Source organism: Streptomyces sp. CC0208, assembly GCF_003443735.1.
Classification (GTDB): Bacteria; Actinomycetota; Actinomycetes; order Streptomycetales; family Streptomycetaceae; genus Streptomyces; species Streptomyces sviceus.
In genome coordinates, this window is record NZ_CP031969.1 from 791,591 (window position 1) to 811,862 (window position 20,272).

Consider the following 20,272-nt stretch of genomic DNA (forward strand, 5'->3'; position numbering starts at 1 on the left):
GTGCGCGTGGTCATGACGCCAGCCCCTCGGCCAGCGGGCCCAGCGCGAGCGCCGGGAAGTACGTCAGGCCGGTGATGATGAGGATTGCGCCCACCAACAACCCGGTGAACAGCGGCTTCTCGGTGCGCAGGGTGCCCGCGGTCGTCGGCACCGGCTTCTGTTCGGCGAGCGAGCCGGCGAGTGCCAGCACGAACACCATCGGCAGGAACCGGCCGAGGATCATGCACAGGGCCAGGGTGCTGTTGAACCACTGCGTGTCCGCGTTCAGACCGGCGAACGCCGAGCCGTTGTTGTTCGAGGCGGACGTATAGGCGTACAGGACCTCGGAGAATCCGTGCGCCCCGCTGTTGGTCATCGAGTGGCCCGGCGTGGGCAGGGCCATCGCCGCGGCGGTGAAGAGGAGCACCAGGGCCGGGGTGACGAGGATGTAGCAGGCGGCGAGCTTGATCTCGCGGGTGCCGATCTTCCTGCCCAGGTACTCGGGGGTACGGCCGACCATGAGACCGGCGATGAACACCGCGATGATCGCCATGATCAGCATGCCGTAGAGGCCGGAGCCGGTGCCGCCGGGCGCGATCTCGCCCAGCATCATGCCGATCATGGTGATCCCGCCGCCGAGACCGGTGAAGGAGGAGTGAAAGGAATCCACGGCACCGGTCGACGTCAGCGTGGTCGACACCGCGAAGATCGACGAGGAACCGACGCCGAACCGGACCTCCTTGCCCTCCATCGCCCCACCGGCCAGCTGCAACGCCGGTCCGTGGTGGGCGAATTCGGTCCACATCATCAGAGCGACGAACCCGACCCAGATGGTGGCCATGGTCGCGAGGATCGCGTAGCCCTGTTTGACCGAGCCGACCATCACCCCGAAGGTGCGGGTCAGCGCGAACGGGATCACCAGCAGCAGGAAGATCTCGAAGAGGTTGGTGAAAGGCGTCGGATTCTCAAAAGGGTGCGCGGAGTTGGCGTTGAAGTAACCGCCGCCGTTGGTGCCCAGTTCCTTGATGGCCTCCTGCGAGGCGACTGCGCCACCGTTCCACTGCTGCGCCCCGCCCAGGAACTGTCCGACCTCGTGGATCCCGGAGAAGTTCTGAAGGGCACCGCACGCCACCAGCACGATCGCCGCGACGAAGGCGCCCGGCAGCAGGATGCGGGTGACCCCGCGCACCATGTCGGACCAGAAATTGCCGAGTTCGCCGGTCCGGGACCGGGCGAAACCCCGCACCAGCGCCACGGCCACGGCGATACCGACGGCGGCCGAGACGAAGTTCTGCACGGCGAGACCGGCCGTCTGCACGACGTGGCCCATGGCCTGCTCGCCGTAGTACGACTGCCAGTTGGTGTTCGTGACGAAGGACGCGGCGGTGTTGAACGCCTGGTCCGGGTCGATCGCGGAGAAGCCGAGCGAGCCGGGCAGGTGGCCCTGGAGCCGCTGGAGCAGGTACAGGAGGAGGACGCTCACGGCCGAGAAGGCGAGCACACCGCGCAGGTACGCGGGCCAGCGCATCTCGGTGTCCGGGTTGGCGCCGATGGCCTTGTAGATCCACTTCTCGATCCGCCAGTGCCGCTCGGAGGAGTAGACCTTGGCCATGTAGTCACCAAGGGGGACGTAGGCGAGCGCCAGTGCCGCTATGAGCGCGAGCAGCTGGAGCACGCCGGCGAGTACGGGACCCATCGCTGTCTCAGAACCTCTCCGGGAAGATCAGGGCGAGGACGAGATAGCCCAGCAGGGCGACGGCCACGACCAGGCCGACGACGTTCTCGGCGGTCACAGCTTCGTCACCCCCTTGGCGACGAGAGCCACCAGCGCGAACACCGCGATCGTGGTGACGACGAAGGCCAGATCGGCCATCGCGAACTCCTTGGAGAGCTTCGGAAGAGGGGCGGACAGTTAGAGGAAACCCCGCACCTGGCCGGGATCGGCCGGCCGTTGACGACTTCCTTACGGCAGCTCCCACACCTTTGACGGGCCTCTTACGGCGGCCGCGTCCCGCTGGTCCTGCGGCAGCCGCTGCCACAGCCGCTCCGGGTCGGTCTCCGGGATCAGGACGGTGACTGGCCGACTCCCCCGCCGCGACCACACGCAGCTACCCGCCGGCGGCGAGGCGCTGGGGCCGGGCGCTTCCGACGGCTCCGGCCCCTTTGATTCGGGCGCCGCTGTTGCGGGGGTGATCTCAACCGTTGCCCGGGCACACCTCCCGATAGGAGGCGTCCGGAATGTATGTGTGCCACTCGGCCGCTGTCAGCGTCGTGTGGGTGTGGGCGCAGATCCAGGTGGCGGCGTAGGCAGGGGTCACCGGATACCGCTGGACGGGGGCGTGGAGGCTGGTGGCGTAGAGGGACGTGCCGTCGGTCGTGAAGGCGAGGGAGGTGATGGCCTCGCCGGGTGTGGTGAGGCCGCTGCCGAGGGGCTGCCGGTTCGCGGTGTCCCAGAGCTGGAGGGTTCCGGAGTCTCCGGCGACGGCGAGGGTGGCGCCGTCGGGGCTGAAGGTGAGCGCGGCTACGGCCTCCGGGGCGCCGCTGCCGACGGGGGCCGGGAAGGTGTTGGGCAGGACGCCGAGCCGGTGCCTGAGGTTGCCGTCCCACAGGGCGACCCGGCCGGACGCGTCACCGACCGCGACCCGGGAGCCGTCCGCGCTGAACGCCACCGCCTCCGTCTCCTGCCCGAGCCCGAGGGTCCGGGGCGTGCTGCGGCCGGAGGGCGGGGCCGCCACCCGGTCGCCGCCGACGAGCAGGCTGCCGTCGGGGCGCAGTGCGAGGGCCGTGGCGTCGAGGTTTCCGAGGTCGGCGGTCCTGCGGTGGCCCGCGGTGTCCCACACCTCGGCGTCCGTCGTGCCGGCGGAGTTGTCGCGGACGGCCACGAGGAGGCGTCCGCCGTGGCCCAGGGCGAGTTCCTCGACGGCGGCGGACATGGCGGAGGGGGCCGCCAGGTCCAGCGTGGTCCGAATGCGGGCGCGGCGGACGTCCCACACCGTGAGCGGCTGTGCCGAGGTGCCGCGGTCCGGAGCGGAGACGCCGTAGGCGAGGGTGGTGCCGTCCGTGCCGAACGCCATCAGCGGTTGGGCGTTGGTGGTCGTCACCGGCCCGGCGCTGTCGGCGGGCACGGGGAACGCGGCGGAGGGGAGGGTGCGGAGCGTACGGCCGGTGGCGGGGTCCAGGAGGCGGAAGACGTAGCCGCCGGGCCGCTCTTCTGCGGTGGCGAGCGTACGGCCGTCGGGGCTGAGGAGGACGTCGGCCAGTGCCGTGTCGCGCCAGGCGGCGGTGACGGCAGGACCCAGGTCCAGGGTGTGGACCGTGCCGCCTTCGAGGTAGCGCAGTGCGGATCCGTGCGGGTCCCAGGCGAGGTCGCCCCGTATACGGCGGCCGTCGAGGGAGTGGCGGAAGACGGGAGCTCCGGGTGCGGACAGGCGCCAGACGGTGAGCTGTGCCGGTCCCGCGGCGGCGAGGAAAGTGCCGTCCGCGCTGAACGCGACGGACTCGGAGTCCGGGGCGTCGAACGTGGCGGTCTCCCGGCCGGACGCGATGTCCCACACCCGTACGGCCGCGTCGGAGACCACCGCGAGCCGGTGCCCGCCGGAGTCGAACACGAGACGGGAGTTGTCGTCGCCGCAGCTGCCCGCCCCCGTCTCCTTCGTCCAACCGCCGGACAGCGTACGGCCGTTGGACGTGTCGTGGATCTGGATGGTGCCGCGAGTGGGGCAGACGGCGACCAGGCGGCCGTCCGCCGTGGTGGCCACGTTCGTCTCGGAGCCCGCCGCCGCCCGGAGCAGCAGGCGGCCGCCGGAGAGGGCGCGCAGTTCGACGCGCGGTTCGTTGACGGAGCTGAGCAGGTAGGCATCGGCGGCGGCGTCGAAGGTGGCGATCTCCGCATCAGAGGCGATCGCCGCACCAGGGTCGATCTCCGCACCCGCGTCGACCGCCGTGCTTCCGGTCCACCGGCCGGGGGCCAGGTTCCACAGCCGTACGCCCGCATCGCTGTCGAGGGCCAGGACCTTGCCGTCGCGGCTCGCCGCCTCGATACGCAGGCTGTCGACGGGCAGCCGACCGGAGGCGATCGCCCGGTGGGTGACGGTGTTCCAGGTGTGCCAGGTGCGGCCGCTGACGCTCAGCAGGACGCGTCCCGAGCGGACGAGGAACCGTTCGGTGCTGCCGCCGCCCGGCCCGGGATCGGTGAACGCGTCGCGCTCGGGCTGGGTCGGCGCGGCGAGCAGTGCGGCCCGGCTCTCGGGGAGCGCGGCGATCCGCCAGGCGGCCAGCCCCAGCAGCATGGCGGTGCGGGGATCGGTGGTGCGCATGCTGTCGGCGACCTCGGCGACCCGCTGGGCGGCCGCGGCCTGGGCGTCCCGCAGTTCGGTGTCGTGCTGCTGCCAGGCGACCAGCCCGATCACCAGCGCGAGTGCGAGCAGCGCGGCGGCGGCGGTGACCAGCCGCCGGGTTCTTCGCCGGGTACGGCTCACCGCGCGCCGCTCGTCGTCGCGGGCCCGCAGGGCGGCGGTCAGGAAGACGCGTTCGGGAGCGGTGAGGACGGGACGCCATCCGGTGTCCGGCGTCCCGAACAACTCCACCGCCCGCTCGAGCCGCACCCCTCGGTACAGCGCCCCGCCGTCACGTCCCAGGTCCAGCCACGTTCGTACGTCCTCGCCGAGGCGCCGATGGGCGATCAGCCGCCCCCGGTTCTCGTCGATCCACCGGCCGAGCCGCGGCCAGCTGGTGATGAGCGCCTCGTGGCCCAGTTCCACCGTGTCGCCGTCGAGGGCGATCAGCCGGGCGGCGGCCAGCCGTTCGACGACCGCGGGAAGTTCGGGGTCGCCCCAGTCGTCCAGTTCCGCGCGGGTGACCGAGCGCCTGGTGTCGGGTACGCCCTCGCCGGGCGTGATCAGCCGCAGCAGCAGCTTCTGCGCGGTGTCCGCCCGACCGGGCGACAGCGCTCCGTACGCGTGCTCCGCGGTCGCGGCGATCGCGCTCTGGACACCGCCGGCCGCCTCGTACGCGGCGAGGGTGAGGATACGGCCGCGCCGGCGCCGCCAGGTCTCCAGCAGGGCGTGCGAGAGCATGGGCAGCGCGCCGGGCCGGTCGACGACCTCCTCGACGATCCGGGCGGTCAGCTCGCGTTCGACGATGAGCCCGGCGACGGCCGCGGGCCCGGTGACCGCCTCCCGCAGTTCGGTGGCGGACATCGGCCCGATGAGCAGCCCGCAGTGGCGCAGCGCGTCGGCGAGCCCGGGGTGGTCGGCGCACTGCCCGTAGAAGTCGGCCCGCATGGCGATCACCACGTGCAGCCGGGAGTCCGGCTCCCTGGCCGCGAGCAGCAGGTCGATGAACCGGGTGCGCTCGGCGCGGTCCCGGCAGATCGTGAAGACCTCCTCGAACTGGTCGACGATCAGCCAGCTGTCGGGGTCGCCGTCCCCGGGCGCCAGCAGATGGCCGTAGGTGGCGGCGGGCCGCTCACCCGGTGTGAGGATCCGTACGACAGCGGGCCGCCCGCGCTCCCCTGCGGCCTCCTGGACGGCGGGGATCAGTCCCGCCCGCAGCAGCGACGACTTGCCGCTGCCGGACGCGCCGAACACGGCGGCGAACCGGCGCTCGCACACGAGGCCGAGCAGCTCGGTGACGAGCCGCTCACGCCCGAAGAAGAGGTCGCGGTCGCCGGGTTCGAAGCGGGCGAGTCCGCGGTACGGCGAGGTGGTGTCACCGTCGGCCCCGCCGGGAGACGCTTCCTGTGTCTGCGCGGCCTCCTCGGCGGCCGCGCTGCGGCGCGGTTCCCACACCTCCGGGTCCCCGTCGCACGCCTCCACATAGGCGCGGACCACCGCGGCCGAGGGCAGCCGCTCGCCCGCGGCGGCGCGCGAGAGCGCGGACACCGACAGGCCCGTACGGTGGGCCATCGCGCGGTACGAGGGGCTGCCCGCCTTCTGCCGCAGCAGGCGCAGTTCATGGGCGAACAGCTGCACCGGACCGGCGCTCGGATCGACCGGACGTTCTGGACGACCCAATGGAACTCCCAGGAAAACCCCTCAAAAGCAATCTTGGGCACGAACTATGGCCGACCGAGCGAGGAGACGACAATGCCCGGCCCGGTGACGTTGGTCACCGGGCCGGGAACGGTACCGCGGGGGTTTACGCGTGCTCGTACACCGAGATGTGGCTCTTCCAGTTGAAGACCGTGTCCGGGATGTAGGTGCCGCCGGGCGGAGTGATCAGGAACTGGTCGTCCTTGTTGTCCGGGGCCGCGTAGGTGAGTCCGTCGCAGGAGACCGCCCACCGCTGCTGGTGGGTGGCGTCCTCGGCCAGGCACTTGCCGTTCGAGGCCATGAGCTCGTCGCCGTCGGCGAACCACCACTGGCGGGAGTCGTTGTAGTTGCACGGGGTGAAGGCGACGTTGTAGCTGGTGTTGGTCAGGCACCTGCTGCCCTGGCCGATCAGGTAGCCGACGGCGCCGTCGCTGTTGATGTGCGGGGTCTCGGCGACGTCCCAGTTGTAGTACGGGCTGTTGTAGTTGCCCGAGTAAAGGTCGTCGTGCACGTCACGGCCGGAGGCGTGGGAGGGGATGCGGAACTGCACTCCGTCGGCGATCGGCTGGCCGCGCTTCTCGGCGATGACCGGCTCGATCGAACCGCCGCCGGAGTAGGCGATCGGGAAGGCGCCGAAGTTGTGGCCCATGACGTAGTTCAGCGCGCTCTGGACACTGCCGACCATGTTCGGGCCCGCGCTGCCGATGCGGGCGCCGACGGACTTCAGGGCCTGCCCGGCGCTCTTCAGGGTGGCGCGGACGCCCTTGCCGACGTAGGACTCGTCCAGCTTGTCGAGGCCGGAGAAGGTCAGCATGGAGACGGTCGCGTCGAAGAAGGCGCCGCCGACGCTCTTCCAGTTGAGGTAGCCGTCGGTCAGGTACTGGAAGGCCAGCGCGCCGACGAACCCGCCGACGAAGGACGCGAACCGCACGCCCCACTTGCAGCCGACCGGGCCGGTGAGCGAGCAGATCAGCGTGGAGCCGAGGATGGTGATGACCGCGTCCGCGGCGATCTCCACCGCCCGCGCCGACAGGTAGGACCACTTGGCCTGGGTCCCCTTGTGCAGCTTGCCCGTGCAGTCGGTGACGGCCTCCTGCTTCTTGGAGGCGAGGACCGCCACCTGGTGCGCGGTGAGCGCGTAAGAGGTGGCGGAGACCGTGGCGGAGCCGGAGTCGTGGGCCGCGCTCTGGACGACGGGCCCGTTCGCCACCGGCCGTGCCTGTGTGCGGTAGGCGGCCTCGACCGCGTCGACCGTCCCCTCGCAGAGTTGCGTGACCGAGGTGGACGTCTTCCTGGCCGCGTCGGACAGGCGGCTGCCGAAGGAGGCGTCGAGGAGGGTGGCGGCCAGGGCGGTGACGAGCACCGTGATGATGAGTGTGCGTATCGGCACCCGTTGAAGCGGACGCCCGGTGAACCAGGTCAGCACGAATAAGCTCCTTATGGATGCTTTGTCCGGATCGGGAACGCGGCGGTGTGTGCGGGTGCCGCCCGAGGAAACGTCCCTGCCGGGACCGGCGCACTGGGGGCGCCGGATCACCGGGTGGGGACGGAACACTCCCGATCCTGAGGTGCCCGACGTTGTTGCTCAATCCCCCTTCCGGGGCTGGCAACAACGCCGTGACCTGGGGAGACGCCGGACCCCGCGGGTCCGGTCCGCGACACCCTCGCGGCCCGGTCGGCGGGAGCGGGACGCGGTACGCGGTACGCGGTACGCGGCTGACCGCATGGTTGGCTCCTGGAGGTTGCACGGGAGCCGGCCCATGGGTGACGACGGCCCTCAGACCCCGCCAGAACTCCCGTCTAGGTCAACGCACCCTGCATGGACTCCACCGGCATCAACATCTTCGTCGCCGCCCACCGCACCCTCACCGAGGCCGGCGGCTGGATACGTCTGGCCGCACCCACCGAAGCCGTGATGCGCACCCTGCAGATCGTCGGCGTCGACGCAGTGATCGACTGCCGTGAAACCCTCCGCCAAGCACTCGGCGGCTGACCGATCTCCCGTGCCGGCCATGCGCTGACCACTCCTGCGAGCGAGGGGTTTCAGGCGGTGGTGCGGTTGCCTTGGCGTGCGGCGAGCGCGGCGTCGGCGCTGGAGTAGGCGGGCAGGAAGGTGTCCATCCCGGTGACGCTGAGCAGGCGGCCCAGCCGGTCGGGGATGGCCGCCAGGGTCAGGGAGCCGCCGGCGTCCTTGGCGCAGCGCCAGATGCCGACGAGGGCGCCCAGTCCTGAGGAGTCGCAGAAGGTGACGCCTGAGAGGTCGGCGAGCAGGTCAGGGTGGCCGTTCGCGATGAGTTCCAGGGCGCGGGCCCGTACGGCGGGTGCGGCGGCGATGTCGAACTCGCCGGACAGGGCGATCACAGCCAGGGCACCGTCGGTGTGCGGGACGTCGATGTGGAATGCGTCGGTCATGGGCGTGGGTTCTCCTGCCCGACGGAGACGTCGGCGGTCGGGGCGGCAGCGCTGTGGGCGGTGGTGGTGATGCCTGCGGGAGCAGCATCGGGGGTGGGGACGGACAGGGCCAGCAGGGCCACGTCGTCGCGTTCGGTGTCGGGGAGAGTGTCCAGGAGCGCGACGGTGTCGTCGATCAGGGCGCCGGCACTGACCGGCGCCGGCCGTCGGGCCAGGAAGTCGGTCAGGCCCGTGTCGGCGAGCATGTCACCGTCGGCGGTGCGGGCCTCGGTCAGCCCGTCGGTGTACAGCAGCAGTCCCTCGCCGGGTGCCAGGTGCAGGGTGCGTGAGGCGAAGGCGGCTTCGGCGAACGCGCCGACCAGCATGCCGCCCTTGGCGCGGGCCGCCTCCACCCGCACGCCGCCGCCCTCGACGGGGCTGAGGTGGTAGGCGGGCGGGTGACCGCCGGTGGCCAGGGTGACCGTGAAACCGCCGTCCCGGGCCGGATCGAGCAGGCCGAAGACGGCGGTGCAAAAGCGGGTACCGACCGCCGCGTCCAGCAACAGCGCGGTGTTCAGGGCCTTGAGCGCAGCCGTGGGGTCCGCGTCGACGAGAGCTGCGGCCCGCAGCGTGTAGCGGGTCAGTGAGGTGATCGAGGCGGCTTCGGCGCCCTTGCCGCACACATCGCCCAGGAAGAACGCCCACCGGCCCCCGCCCACGGGGAAGACGTCGTAGAAGTCACCGCCCACTTCCTGCGGGGAGGCGGTCTTGTAATGGCAGGCCAGCTCCAGGCCCGGTACCGCGGGCAGTGCCGGGGGCACCAGGGTGCGCTGCAGGGTGGAGGCGAACGCGGCGATGGCCGCCTTGTCCCGCTCGGCACGCTGGCGGGCCTCTTCCTCCGCCTGGCGCTTCTCCTGCTCGACCTTGCGGCGCTCCTGCTCGGCGCGTACCGCGTTCAGTGCCGACAGCCGCAGCTCAAGCTGGTCACGCACTACCGCGGCCAGGTCTGTGAGGGTGGAGGCATCGGCCTCGCTGATCTCGCGGGGGCGGGTGTCGAGGATGTTGACCGTGCCCAGGCGGTGCCCGTCGGCGGTGATGATCGGAGCGGCGGCGTAGAACCGTACCCCCATCGGGCCGGCGACCAGCGGGTTGGAGCAGGCGACCGGATCCAGCAGAGTGTCCGGGATGACGGTGGTGTCATCGGTGAGCACCGCCGAGGCACACAGGCCCGGATCGCGGCCGATCTCGCTGACGCCTTCCAGGCCGTGCGCGGCCTTGAACCAGATCCGGTCCTCGTCAACGATCGTCACCGTCGCCACCGGCACCTCGAACAACCGTGCCGCCAGCGCCGCGACTCTGTCGTAGGCGCCGTCCGGCGGAGTGTCGAGAATGTCGTAACGGCGCACCGCCGCCATCCGCGCCGCCTCGACCGGCGCGGCCACAGGCCGGCTCGGTGCTATCACAGGCGGACTCGCTTGCTCCGGCATGTTCCTCGTCTCGTCATCCCCCCCAGGAGGCACCGACCAGACAGCCAGCACCCCAGAACCCTACCGAACACAGCCGGCGCACCCTTTCCGACGACGAGCTTCGTAGTGCGCACCGGCATCGTGGACGGCCGTCAACCCACCGACCGCAACCGGGCGCAGTGATCGGCGAAAAGGCGAACCCGACTGCCTTCGTGGTCCGGACCACAAGCTCACCGACCTGAACACAAAACTCCGACGGGACGTTGCCCCAGGCCAGGTCGACCAGGTCTGCCGCCGCGAGGACCTGGCGGACCTGGTCGCCGCCGGCACCCCGCTAGGACCGGAGCAGGACGCCGCGCGCCTCGGTATGCGCAGAGTTGAGTTCGATTGGATGGCGCGGCTCGGTTGGATCCGCTCGCCGCAGTCGATCGAGGTCCGCTTCGGCGTCTCTCGGGTGCGGGGCCGTCGACGGAACTGCCCATGCACGGTGAGCACGGTGGTGCCGTCGTCGGTCTCCGGCAGCCCGTCCAGCGCCCCGCCTATGAGCGGCGTACATCTGGTGCGGAAGCCGACCGGGGCCGGGGATGCCTTGGTCGTGGTACATCCGGCGCAGGTCCGATAGGTGACGGCTTGCCACCGGTGCCGGTCGAGGGTCCGACATGAAGAGCACAATCAGACCGCGCCGTCAGGGTGCGGTGATCCGGCGCTGTCGCTCGCAGGGGCGTCTTCGTCCGGGGCTGCTGGACGAGGGAAGAAGAGATCCTCGAGCGCGTCTGCAGCGAAGAGAAAGGCCATCATCCCGACCGGTAGAAGCAGGGTAAGCAGAATCACAGAACCTCCCGGCAGGTCGGTCTGTGGGCTTCGTGGCCCGGCTCTCAGGATGAGCCCGAATGGTGGAACGCGCACAGTGGGGCCGGGGGCAGCCGATTCGGCGGGTCCGGGTGAGGGCGGCAGGCGCGCGGTGCTGCGCGCCTGTCCCGCAACCGACTCGGCAGGCTCGGTGCGCGAGCCGCAGCTTGATGCCTCGGCTGGCCGAGCAGGAACGCGGCCGACGCAGCCGCTCCGTCAGGCCGGAGTAGACCGGCCAGCTCGGCATCGGCGCCAAACGTCCCCCGCCCAGAGCCACGACGGCGACCGAACCGGACGCTACCAGCGCCTGTGACAGACAGCGGTGACACCGGAAACGTGTGGGATCTCCACAAGGCGGCAGCGTGAGCGGCGCTACCGTTCCGCAGCACAGACTCGACCGCCACCCAGGGCAGCATTGGTCCGGACACCACCGAACCTGCAAACCCCCACGCAAGCGCTGAAGCTGGGAAGAGGGCCTTTCATCCCACCCTGACGAGGCGTCAGCAAAGTCAGCATTAGGTCAGCAAGAGTCCTGCCACAGCCGCCCAAAGACAGCCACACTGCGGAATCGCCAACCGCACCGACCTGAGCCAGCCAGCTGTTCGGACGCCTTCCGGCAGGCAGGCAGAAGCCAGTAGGAATTGCCCGGCCGACTGCCCATCAGCAGCCACCGACGCTGACGCGTTTCCGCAGGTCAGCGCACCCTTCCTCGCGGTTTCAACGACACCGGCGGCAGTTCCGGTGCGGGCAGGGGGGCACCGTCGTACCCCTTCACCTCCCCGAACCGGGAGCCTTCCATCCAGTCCTGACGCGCCTGCTCGATCTCCTCCTGGGAGCGCCCGATCCAGTTCCAGAACATGATCAGCTCCTCCTCGAACGGCTCGCCGCCCAGGAGCATCAGGCCCGCGTCCGACTCGGCGCGCAGCGGGAGTTCGGTGCGGCCGCAGCCGAGGTAGAGCATCGAGCCGGGCAGCACCGGCACCCCGTCCACGTGGGCCTCGCCGGACATGGACAGGACCGCGTACTCGAAGTCCGGTTCCAGCGGCAGGCGTACGTCCGTGCCGCGGGCGAGGCTCAGGTCGGCGCCGACGATCGGGGTGTACGTCGTTCCGGGTGAGCGTGCGCCGTCGAGTTCGCCCAGGATGAGCGTGGCCGTCAGACCCGGGGCCGTGATCTGCGGCAGCCCGCTGTGGTGCTCGAAGTGCGGGTCGGTGTGGCGGTCCCCGTCCGGGAGCGCGACCCAGAGCTGGGCGCCGTGCAGGAACCGGGCGTGCGGCTTCGGGCTCTCCTCGGAGTGGCTGATCGCGCGGCCGGAGGTCATCAGGCCCAGTTCCCGGGGGCGGATGGTCTGGAGGCTGCCGGTGGAGTCGCGGTGCAGCACCTCGCCCTGGTGCAGCCAGCTCACCGTCTGCAGGCCCATGTGCGGATGCGGGGGCACCTGCATGCCCGGCTCGTCGGCGATGTCGTCGGGGCCGTAGTGATCGACGAAGCACCAGGCGCCGACCATACGGCGGCCCAGGTTGGGCAGCAGCCGGCGCACCTCGCTGGACTCGCCCAGCTTCACGCGGCGGGGGCTGAGGAGTTCGCGCACGGGTTCCGCCACCACGAAGCCGCGGCCGCCGCACAGGGCGGGAACCGCCTGGCGATCAAGATTGCTCATGACGCCCAACCTAGCCCCGTGGGGCGTTTCCCGTCAGTCCGTCCCACCTGGCTCCGCGCCAGGTGCCCCCGGTCGCTCCCCGGCTGCCGGCGAAAATAGTAGCCATGGACATAGTAGCCATGTACCGTATCGAGCATGAGTACGGCATCCGAGGGCGCGACGCCCGGTTTCCTGGTCTGGCGACTGTCGATGAAGTGGCGGGTCGCGGTCGATCGCGCGGTGGCGCCGCTCGGCCTGACGCACGCCCAGTACTCGCTGGTGGCCTCGCTGTACGGCATGCGGCACGGCGGCGAACGCCCCAGCCAGCGACGTCTCGCCGACCGGACCGGCCTCGAACCGCTCTACGTCTCCAAGCTGGCGCGCTCCCTGGAGAGCGCCGGGCTCCTGGAGCGCGCTCGCGACCCGCGCGACCCGCGCGCGGTGCAACTGGCGCTCACCGAGGAGGGCCGCGAGCGGACCCGGCAGGCCATCGAGGTCGTCCAGGGGCTCCTGGAGCAACTGCTGGCACCCCTCGGCGGCCTGGACAGCGCACGCACGCGGGAGTTCCAGCGTGAGCTGACGACCCTGCTCGACGCACCTCTCGACCCGACGAACGAGAACCTCAAGGAGCAGTCATGACCACCACCCCTCCCGTCCTCACCCCCCGCGTCCTGGCCCTGGCCCACTACGCCGCCCGCGCACTCCTCGAGAACGTCCTGGCCCGCCACGGCGTGACCTTCCAGCAGTCCGTCACGCTGCGCCTGGCCGCCGTGGCGGAGGGACCGGTCGCGCGTGACCACATCGTCGAGGACGTGGTCGGCGCGCTGAAGATCGACCTGGCGCAGGCGCACTCCGTGGTCGACGAACTGGTCGCCAAGGGACTGGTGGCTCCCCAGGGGCCGTTCCAGGGGTCGTCCCAGCTGCGGATCACGGACGCAGGCCGCGAGCTGTTCGAGACGACCTCCGCCGAGACCGCCCCCATCAGCGCCCGGGTCTACGCCGGCATCCCGGCCGAGGACCTCGCGGTGGCCGGACGCGTGCTGAGCCTCATCACCGAGCGGGCCGACGCGGAGCTCGCCGCCCTGGCCAAGTAGCGAGACAGCACGTAGGTCTCAGGTCGCCGCCACGCCCTTCTTGCCCCGCCGGTGCGCGATCTCGCCGAGGATCACGTCGGCGACGACGAAGCCGGCCAGCGGAATGCCGAGCAGCGGCACGAAGTAGCCGAGGACGGCGACGACCACCACACCGGGCACCAGGATCTGCGGCGGGACCTGCTGCCAGGCGCCGCGCGGGATCGGCCGGCCGAAGGCGGAGCCCCGGCCGCGCTGCCACCACATGCGGTAGCCCCACACGATCAGCAGGACCAGCGAGAGCGCGAGCAGCATCAGGGCGATCTGGTTGACCAGCCCGAAGAGGACACCGGTGTGCAGGTCGATGCCCCAGCGGGTCAGCTTGGCGAGCAGCGGGTAGTCCGCGAACCGCAGCGTGTCGGTGACCTCGCCGTTGGCCGGGTCGACGGCGACCGAGTCCTGCTTCTCGGGCCAGCTGCGCTGCACCTGCCGTACGACATAGGCCGACGACGCGTCGGCGGGCGGCACGATCTCGACGGGGTCGCCGAGGCCTTCGGCGCGGGCCGCGGCCAGCACCTTGTCGAGGCCGACGCCGTGCTCGGCGCCCCCGGCCGAGGCGGACGCGCCGTGGCCCGAGTGGTCGCCGCCCGCGGCCGCGGAGACCGAGGGCGTGGACTGGCCGAGCGAGGTGCGCAGTTCGTCGATGTTGGCGCCGGCGTACGTCGACCAGGTCAGCCCGGTGGCCGACAGGAAGAAGAACCCGGCGGCCGCCCAGACGCCGACGCTGCCGTGCAGGCCCAGGGTGCGACGGCGCCCGCTGGTGCCGCGGACCTTGCGCAGGGCGCGGCGGCGGGAGAACCACAGCACGATGCCGCCGCCCGCGATCACCCACAGCCAGCTGGCGGCGAACTCGCTGTAGAGGCGGCCGTTCTCGCCGAGGTGCAGGTCGCGGTGGAACTCGTCGATCCAGGTCCGCAGCGGCAGCGCGCCGGTCGAGCCGTACTGCTCCAGCGCGCCGCGGACCTTCCCGGTGTACGGGTCGACGAACACGGCGAGGGTGTGGTTCGGGTCGACTCCCTTCACGCCGGACAGCAGCACCCGGGTCGTCGCGTCGGCCGCGGGCGAGGGGCGTATCGCCGAGACCGTGCCCTCGGGGTGCGCCTTGCGGGCGGCGTCCACCTGGTCGGATATGGGCAGCTTGCTGTCGCCTACGGCGGCGACGGTCATCTCGTGCCGGTAGACGATCTTCTCGGCCTGGAAGGCGCCGGCGTACAGGAACCCGGTGACGGCGGCGACCAGGAGAAAGGGCGCCACGAACACACCGGCGTAGAAGTGCAGACGCAGCACGAGCGGGCGCAGCGGGGCCCATCTGCTGCGGGCCGGCGCCGGGGCGGCCGGTTGCGGGACCTCGTCCTTGGTGGTCGAGGGGGCGATGGACATCGGCGGCTTCTCCGAGGGCTGGGGACGGGGGCGGTCCAGTAGTCGGAGGGAGGGGGCGCCGAGTTCCCGGGCTCCCAAGTGACCTGTATCACAAGGCACTCCGTGGCATCCTGGCGCGATGGCAACTCCGAGTCACCGCAAGCCCCTTGCCGAACTGGTCGAGGAACTCCTCACCACGGACGGCCCGCTGCCGATCGTCGCGGCCGGCGATCCGGTACTGCGCCAAGGCATCGAGCATTACGACGGCCACCTGGACGGCGCCCTGCTTTCCCGCTTCGTCGAGGCCCTCCGCGTCACGATGCACGCGGCGCCCGGTGTGGGGCTCGCCGCCCCTCAGGTGGGGGTTCCCCTGCGGATCGCGGTGATCGAGGACCCCGCGCCGGTACCGGAGGAGATCCGGCTGGCGCGCGGACGCGTCCCGCAGCCGTTCCGCGTGCTGGTCAATCCGTCGTACGCGCCCGTCGGTACCCCACGGGCCGCGTTCTTCGAGGGATGTCTGAGCGTGCCGGGGTGGCAGGCCGTGGTGGCGCGGCCCGCCGAGGTCCGGCTGACGTGCGAGGACGAGAACGGCCGCGCGGTCGACGAGGTGTTCAGCGGCTGGCCCGCGCGGATCGTGCAGCACGAGACGGACCACCTCGACGGCGTGCTCTACCTCGACCGGGCCGAAGTTCGCTCACTGTCCTCCACCCAGGCGATGGCCGAGCGCTGGACGCAGCCGACGCCGGAGCTGGCGGCCGCGTCCCTCGGCTTCGAACTGCCTCAGGCGTCCCTCTAGTTGTCCCGGTAGGCCTCCAGCAGCCGCAGCCACACCTCGCTGATCGTCGGGTACGCCGGGACCGCGTGCCACAGCCTGCTGATCGGGACCTGGCCCGCGACCGCGACCGTCGCGGAGTGGATCAGTTCACCGACTCCGGGTCCGACGAAGGTGACACCGAGCAGGATCTCGCGTTCCAGGTCGACGACCATGCGGGCGCGGCCGCGGTAGCCGTCGCCGTAGAGGCCGGCGCCCGACACCGAAGCGAGGTCGTAGTCGACCGCGCGCACCCGGTGGCCCGCCTGTTCGGCCTCCGCCAGGGAGAGGCCCACGGCGGCGGCCTCCGGGTCGGTGAAGACGACCTGGGGCACGGCGTCGTGGTCGGCGGTCGCGGCGTGGGCGCCCCACGGGTCCGCCTGCACCGGGGCTCCCGAGGCGCGGGCGGAGATGGCGGCGCCGGCGATGCGGGCCTGGTACTTGCCCTGGTGGGTGAGGAGTGCGCGGTGGTTGACGTCGCCGACCGCGTAGAGCCAGTCGCTGCCGGTCACACGGAGGCTGTCGTCGACCTCCAGCCAGCTGCCGGGCTCCCGGCCGATGGTGTCCAGGCCGATGTCGTCGGTGTGCGGGGCGCGCCCGGTGGCGAAGAGGATCTCGTCGGCCTCGATGCGGTCACCGGTGCCGGTGACGACCACGACCGTGCCGTTCTCCCGGGTGACCGACTCGACCGAGGTGCCGGTGCGGACGCTGACGCCCGCCTCGGTGAGCGCCTCGGCGACGAGTTCGCCCGCGAACGGCTCCATGCGGTTGAGCAGGCTCTTCCCGCGGACCAGGAGCGTCACCTGTGAGCCGAGGGCCTGCCAGGCGGTGGCCATCTCGGTGGCGACCACTCCCCCGCCGACCACGACGAGGCGTCCGGGTGCCGCCTTGGCGCTGGTGGCCTCGCGGCTGGTCCAGGGCCTGACCTCGTCGAGGCCCGGCAGGTCGGGCAGCACGGCCCGGGTGCCGGTGCACACGGCCACGGCGTGCCGGGCGGTCAGTACCTTCTGTGTGCCGTCGGGGGCGGTCACCGTGACCGTGCGCTCCCCGCTGAGACGGCCGTGGCCGCGGTGAATCTCGGCGCCGATGCTCTCCAGCCAGCCGACCTGGCCGTCGTCCTTCCAGTCCGAGGCCCAGTAGTCCCGGCGTGCGAGGACCGCGGCCGCGTCGAGGGGGCCCTGCACCGCGGCGCTCAGTCCGGGCAGGCGGCGCGCGTCCGCCTGGGCGATCACCGGCCGCAGCAGGGCCTTGCTGGGCATACAGGCCCAGTAGGAACACTCTCCGCCGATCAGCTCGCTCTCCACGACCGCGGTGGACAGGCCGGCCGCGCGGGTGCGGTCGGCCACGTTCTCCCCCACGGGCCCGGCACCGAGCACCACTACGTCGTAGTTGCTGTGGGCGATGTTTTCCGTTTCCGTCATGGGCCCAGTCTGGTGGGTGGTGTGCGCTCGGGCCACCAGGGGTACGCGCGCCGCATACCGAGAGGTGACAGCTGTGGAATACCCGGCCGACAAGCCGTGTTGTGCCGACGGCTTCGCTCCGAGACCAGGAAGAGGGATCACGTCATGAGCAGCACTGTGGAGCTCACCAAGGAGAACTTCGACCAGACGGTCACGGACAACGAGTTCGTCCTGATCGACTTCTGGGCGTCCTGGTGCGGTCCTTGCCGCCAGTTCGCGCCGGTCTACGAGAAGGCCGCCGAGGACAACCCCGACCTGGTGTTCGGCAAGGTGGACACCGAGGCGCAGCCGGAGCTGGCCGCGGCCTTCGGTATCCAGTCGATCCCGACGCTGATGATCGTCCGCGACCAGGTCGCGGTGTTCGCCCAGCCCGGGGCGCTGCCCGAGTCCGCCCTGACGGACGTCATCGGGCAGGCCCGCAAGCTCGACATGGACGAGGTCCGCAAGTCCGTGGCCGCGCAGCAGGCCCAGGCCGAGCAGAACGGCGAGTGACCCCTAGAAGGGGTACGTCGCCACGTCCGCGCGTACCGTCGTCCAGCGCACGTCGGTGAAGGCCTCCACATTGGCCTCGCCGCCGAAGCGGGCGCCGGTGCCGGACGCGGCGATACCGCCGAAGGGCGCGACCGCCTCGTCGTTCACGGTCTGGTCGTTGATGTGCACGATGCCGGTCGGGATCCGCTCCGCGAGGTCGAGGCCGCGGGCCGCGTCCCCGGTGACGATGCCGAGCGAGAGGCCGTAGGGCCCCGCGGCGGCCAGGGCGGCCGCTTCGTCGACCGTGCTGAAGGACCGTACGGGAGCGACGGGGCCGAAGACCTCCTCCGCGTAGGCAGGCGTGTTGTCGTCGAGGCCCGCGAGGACCGTCGGCCGGTAGAAGAGCTTCTCGTGCGTACCGCCGGCGGCCAGCTTGGCGCCCTGGGCGGTGCTGGCCTCGACCAGGCCCCGCACCTTGGCGAGCTGGTTGTCGTCGATGATCGGGCCGAGGTGGACCTGCTCCAGGTTCGGGTCGCCGACGGCCAGCGAGTCGGCCTTCGCCGCCAGCCGCTCCACGTACTCCTCGTAGAGCGATGCGTGGACCAGGTGGCGGCCGGTCGTCATGCAGATCTGGCCCTGGTGGAAGAAGGATCCCCAGGCCGCCGTGGAGATCACGGCCTCGATGTCGGCGTCCTCCAGGACGATCAGCGCGGAGTTGCCGCCGAGTTCCAGGTGGGCGCGCTTGAGGTGGCGCCCGGCCGCCTCCCCGACCGCGCGGCCCGCCGCGGTCGAACCGGTGAAGGAGATGACGGGGACGCGCGGGTCGGCGACCAGGGCCTGGCCGACGTCCGGGCCGCCGGGCAGGACATGGAACAGCCCCTCGGGCAGCCCGGCCTCGGCGAAGACCGCGGCGAGCGAGAGACCGCCGCAGACCGCGGTGCGCGGGTCGGGCTTGAGGATCACGGCGTTGCCGAGGGCGAGGGCCGGGGCGACGGAGCGGATCGAGAGGATCAGCGGGGCGTTGAAGGGCGAGATCACGCCCACCACGCCGACCGGGATCCGGCGCGTGTAGGACAGCCGGGGCGCCTCGCTGGGCAGGACCTGGCCGGCGGGGCGGGAGGCGAGGGCGGCGGCCTCGTAGCACTCCTGGGCGGCCACGTGCAGCTCGAAGTCGGCCTTGCCGGGGATCGACCCGGACTCGCGGACGAGCCATCCGCGCAGTTCGTCGGCGTGCGCGGCGAACAGGTCGCCGGCCTTGCGCAGCACTCCCGCGCGGACGAAGTGCGGGAGCCGGGCCCACTCGCTCTGGGCGGCGCGGGCGGCCTCGGCGGAGCGCTCCACGTCCTCGCCGGTGGCGAGGGTGACGGTGGCGAGCGTGTCGCCGGTGGCGGGTTCGGTGACCGCGTACTCAGGTCCCGACAGGGGGTGGGGCTGCCAGCTCTTGGGGTCGAGCAACGACATGACGGCTCTCCGTTCGATCACCGGTGGGACTCACACGGGGAGCGGTAGTCCCGTGTAGTTCGCGGCCAGTTCGGCGGCCGCATGGCGGGATGCGGTGATACGGCGCAGCCGGGCGAGCTGCATCCGGCTCTCGAACGCATCCCCATTTGGTTGAGCATGCAACATCCTAGTCATCTCGTACGAGAACCGCGTGGCCTGCCACACACGAGAAAGACACAACTCCGAATACCTGTCGATCAGTTGTGTCGATCCTGTGCGGTGCACATCGGTCAGGGCCCGGGCGAGGAGGGATACGTCCGACACGGCGAGGTTGAGTCCCTTCGCCCCGGTCGGCGGCACTATGTGCGCGGCGTCGCCGGCGAGCAGGAGATGGCCGTGCCGCATCGGTTCGTGGACGTGACTGCGCATGGGCGTCACGGACTTGGCGGTGATCGGCCCCCTCACGAGGGTCCAGTCGGCGTCGATCGCGAAGCGTGCGGCGAGCTCGTCCCAGATCCGCTCGTCGGACCAGTCGTCCGGGTCGGTGCCGTTGGGGACCTGGAGGTAGAGCCGGGACACGGCGGGCGAGCGCATGCTGTGCAGGGCGAAGCCGCGCTCCCCGCGGGCGTAGATCAACTCCTCGCAGGACGGGGCGACATCGGCGAGGATCCCGAGCCAGGAGTACGGGTAGTCGTGCGCGTACGTCCGGCTCGCCCCCGCCGGAAAGGCGCCGCGCGAGATGCCGTGGAAGCCGTCGCAGCCCGCGATCCAGTCGCAGGTCAGCGTCTGTTCGCGGCCCTCGTGCAGGAACCGCACCACGGGGGCGTCGCTCTCCGGCTTCTCGACCGCCAGGGCCTTGGCCTCGAACAACAGCGGTGGCCCCTCGGCCAGTTGGAGCGCGACCAGGTCCTTCACGATCTCGGTCTGGGCGTAGATGGTGACGGTACGGCCGCCGGTGAGGACGGGGAAGTCGAGGTGGTGCCGCTCCCCGGCGAACCGCAGCTCGATGCCCTGGTGGACGAGCCCCTCGGCGTCCAGCCGCCCGGCGGCGCCCGCCGCGCGCAGGGCGTCGACCGTGCCCTGCTCCAGCATCCCGGCGCGCTGGCGGTGCTCGACGTACTCCCGCGTCCTGCTCTCCAGGACCACGCAGTCGATGCCGGCCAGGTGCAGCAAGCGGGCGAGGAGCAGTCCGGCGGGGCCGCCGCCGATGATCCCGACCGTGGTGCGCATGGCAGGCCTCCCTGC

Annotated in this window: 16 protein-coding genes; 5 read left to right on the plus strand and 11 right to left on the minus strand. The window is 71.4% G+C overall.

Annotated features, from left to right (window positions below; genetic code table 11):
• Positions 1 to 10 precede the first annotated feature (10 nt).
• The 4 genes from kdpA to D1369_RS03685 form a co-directional block, all read right to left on the minus strand.
• Positions 11 to 1,675: a potassium-transporting ATPase subunit KdpA gene (gene kdpA / locus D1369_RS03665; protein WP_007386495.1), complete on the minus strand. Its 1,665-nt coding sequence runs from the start codon at positions 1,673 to 1,675 to the stop codon at positions 11 to 13.
• A 7-nt stretch (positions 1,676 to 1,682) separates the two neighbouring features.
• On the minus strand, positions 1,683 to 1,772 hold the full coding sequence (gene kdpF, locus D1369_RS03670; RefSeq protein WP_009326374.1) for a K(+)-transporting ATPase subunit F: 90 nt from the start codon (positions 1,770 to 1,772) through the stop codon (positions 1,683 to 1,685).
• Between the two features lie 402 nt (positions 1,773 to 2,174).
• Positions 2,175 to 5,993, minus strand: coding sequence for a hypothetical protein (locus tag D1369_RS44490; RefSeq protein ID WP_118082253.1), 3,819 nt, complete (start codon positions 5,991 to 5,993; stop codon positions 2,175 to 2,177).
• A gap of 124 nt (positions 5,994 to 6,117) precedes the next feature.
• Complete coding sequence (locus D1369_RS03685; protein ID WP_158680180.1) at positions 6,118 to 7,401, minus strand: hypothetical protein; 1,284 nt, start codon at positions 7,399 to 7,401, stop codon at positions 6,118 to 6,120.
• Positions 7,402 to 7,830: 429 nt separating this feature from the next.
• On the opposite strand from D1369_RS03685, the gene D1369_RS03690 reads away from it, so the two are divergent.
• Entirely contained in the window at positions 7,831 to 8,004 is a 174-nt protein-coding gene (locus D1369_RS03690) for an STAS domain-containing protein (RefSeq protein ID WP_007386490.1), read from the plus strand.
• A gap of 50 nt (positions 8,005 to 8,054) precedes the next feature.
• Here the strand turns inward: D1369_RS03690 and D1369_RS03695 are convergent, their stop codons facing one another.
• The 3 genes from D1369_RS03695 to D1369_RS03715 form a co-directional block, all read right to left on the minus strand.
• A complete protein-coding gene (locus tag D1369_RS03695) occupies positions 8,055 to 8,423 on the minus strand; it encodes an STAS domain-containing protein (RefSeq protein WP_007386489.1) in 369 nt (122 codons plus the stop codon).
• Positions 8,420 to 9,844, minus strand: a complete 1,425-nt coding sequence (locus tag D1369_RS03700; protein WP_240436049.1) for a SpoIIE family protein phosphatase — start codon at positions 9,842 to 9,844, stop codon at positions 8,420 to 8,422. Before D1369_RS03700 ends, D1369_RS03695 begins: the two co-directional genes overlap by 4 nt.
• A 1,567-nt stretch (positions 9,845 to 11,411) precedes the next feature.
• Positions 11,412 to 12,377 carry a pirin family protein gene (locus D1369_RS03715; protein WP_007386487.1) on the minus strand — a complete coding sequence of 322 codons (966 nt, stop codon included), beginning with the start codon at positions 12,375 to 12,377 and terminating at the stop codon, positions 11,412 to 11,414.
• Positions 12,378 to 12,512: 135 nt separating this feature from the next.
• Between D1369_RS03715 and D1369_RS03720 the strand changes: the two genes are divergently transcribed.
• On the plus strand, positions 12,513 to 12,995 hold the full coding sequence (locus D1369_RS03720; RefSeq protein ID WP_007386486.1) for a MarR family transcriptional regulator: 483 nt from the start codon (positions 12,513 to 12,515) through the stop codon (positions 12,993 to 12,995).
• Positions 12,992 to 13,450: a MarR family winged helix-turn-helix transcriptional regulator gene (locus tag D1369_RS03725; protein ID WP_007386485.1), complete on the plus strand. Its 459-nt coding sequence runs from the start codon at positions 12,992 to 12,994 to the stop codon at positions 13,448 to 13,450. Before D1369_RS03720 ends, D1369_RS03725 begins: the two co-directional genes overlap by 4 nt.
• Positions 13,451 to 13,468: 18 nt before the next feature.
• Here D1369_RS03725 and D1369_RS03730 read toward each other — a convergent pair whose 3' ends face one another.
• On the minus strand, positions 13,469 to 14,866 hold the full coding sequence (locus D1369_RS03730) for a PepSY-associated TM helix domain-containing protein (protein WP_118082254.1): 1,398 nt from the start codon (positions 14,864 to 14,866) through the stop codon (positions 13,469 to 13,471).
• A 118-nt stretch (positions 14,867 to 14,984) separates the two neighbouring features.
• Between D1369_RS03730 and D1369_RS03735 the strand changes: the two genes are divergently transcribed.
• Positions 14,985 to 15,641 carry a peptide deformylase gene (locus D1369_RS03735; RefSeq protein WP_007386483.1) on the plus strand — a complete coding sequence of 219 codons (657 nt, stop codon included), beginning with the start codon at positions 14,985 to 14,987 and terminating at the stop codon, positions 15,639 to 15,641.
• Here D1369_RS03735 and D1369_RS03740 read toward each other — a convergent pair.
• Complete coding sequence (locus D1369_RS03740) at positions 15,638 to 17,077, minus strand: NAD(P)/FAD-dependent oxidoreductase (RefSeq protein ID WP_007386482.1); 1,440 nt, start codon at positions 17,075 to 17,077, stop codon at positions 15,638 to 15,640. The genes D1369_RS03735 and D1369_RS03740 overlap by 4 nt on opposite strands.
• A gap of 144 nt (positions 17,078 to 17,221) precedes the next feature.
• Here D1369_RS03740 and trxA point away from each other — a divergent pair, with 144 nt between their 5' ends.
• A complete protein-coding gene (gene trxA / locus D1369_RS03745) occupies positions 17,222 to 17,608 on the plus strand; it encodes a thioredoxin (protein WP_007386481.1) in 387 nt (128 codons plus the stop codon).
• A gap of 3 nt (positions 17,609 to 17,611) precedes the next feature.
• Here the strand turns inward: trxA and D1369_RS03750 are convergent, their stop codons facing one another.
• The gene (locus D1369_RS03750; RefSeq protein WP_118082255.1) at positions 17,612 to 19,048 is read right to left on the minus strand and encodes a benzaldehyde dehydrogenase; all 1,437 of its coding nucleotides are present in this window, start codon (positions 19,046 to 19,048) and stop codon (positions 17,612 to 17,614) included.
• Positions 19,049 to 19,078: 30 nt separating this feature from the next.
• Positions 19,079 to 20,257, minus strand: a complete 1,179-nt coding sequence (locus tag D1369_RS03755; RefSeq protein ID WP_037902260.1) for a 4-hydroxybenzoate 3-monooxygenase — start codon at positions 20,255 to 20,257, stop codon at positions 19,079 to 19,081.
• Between the last annotated feature and the right edge of the window lie 15 nt (positions 20,258 to 20,272).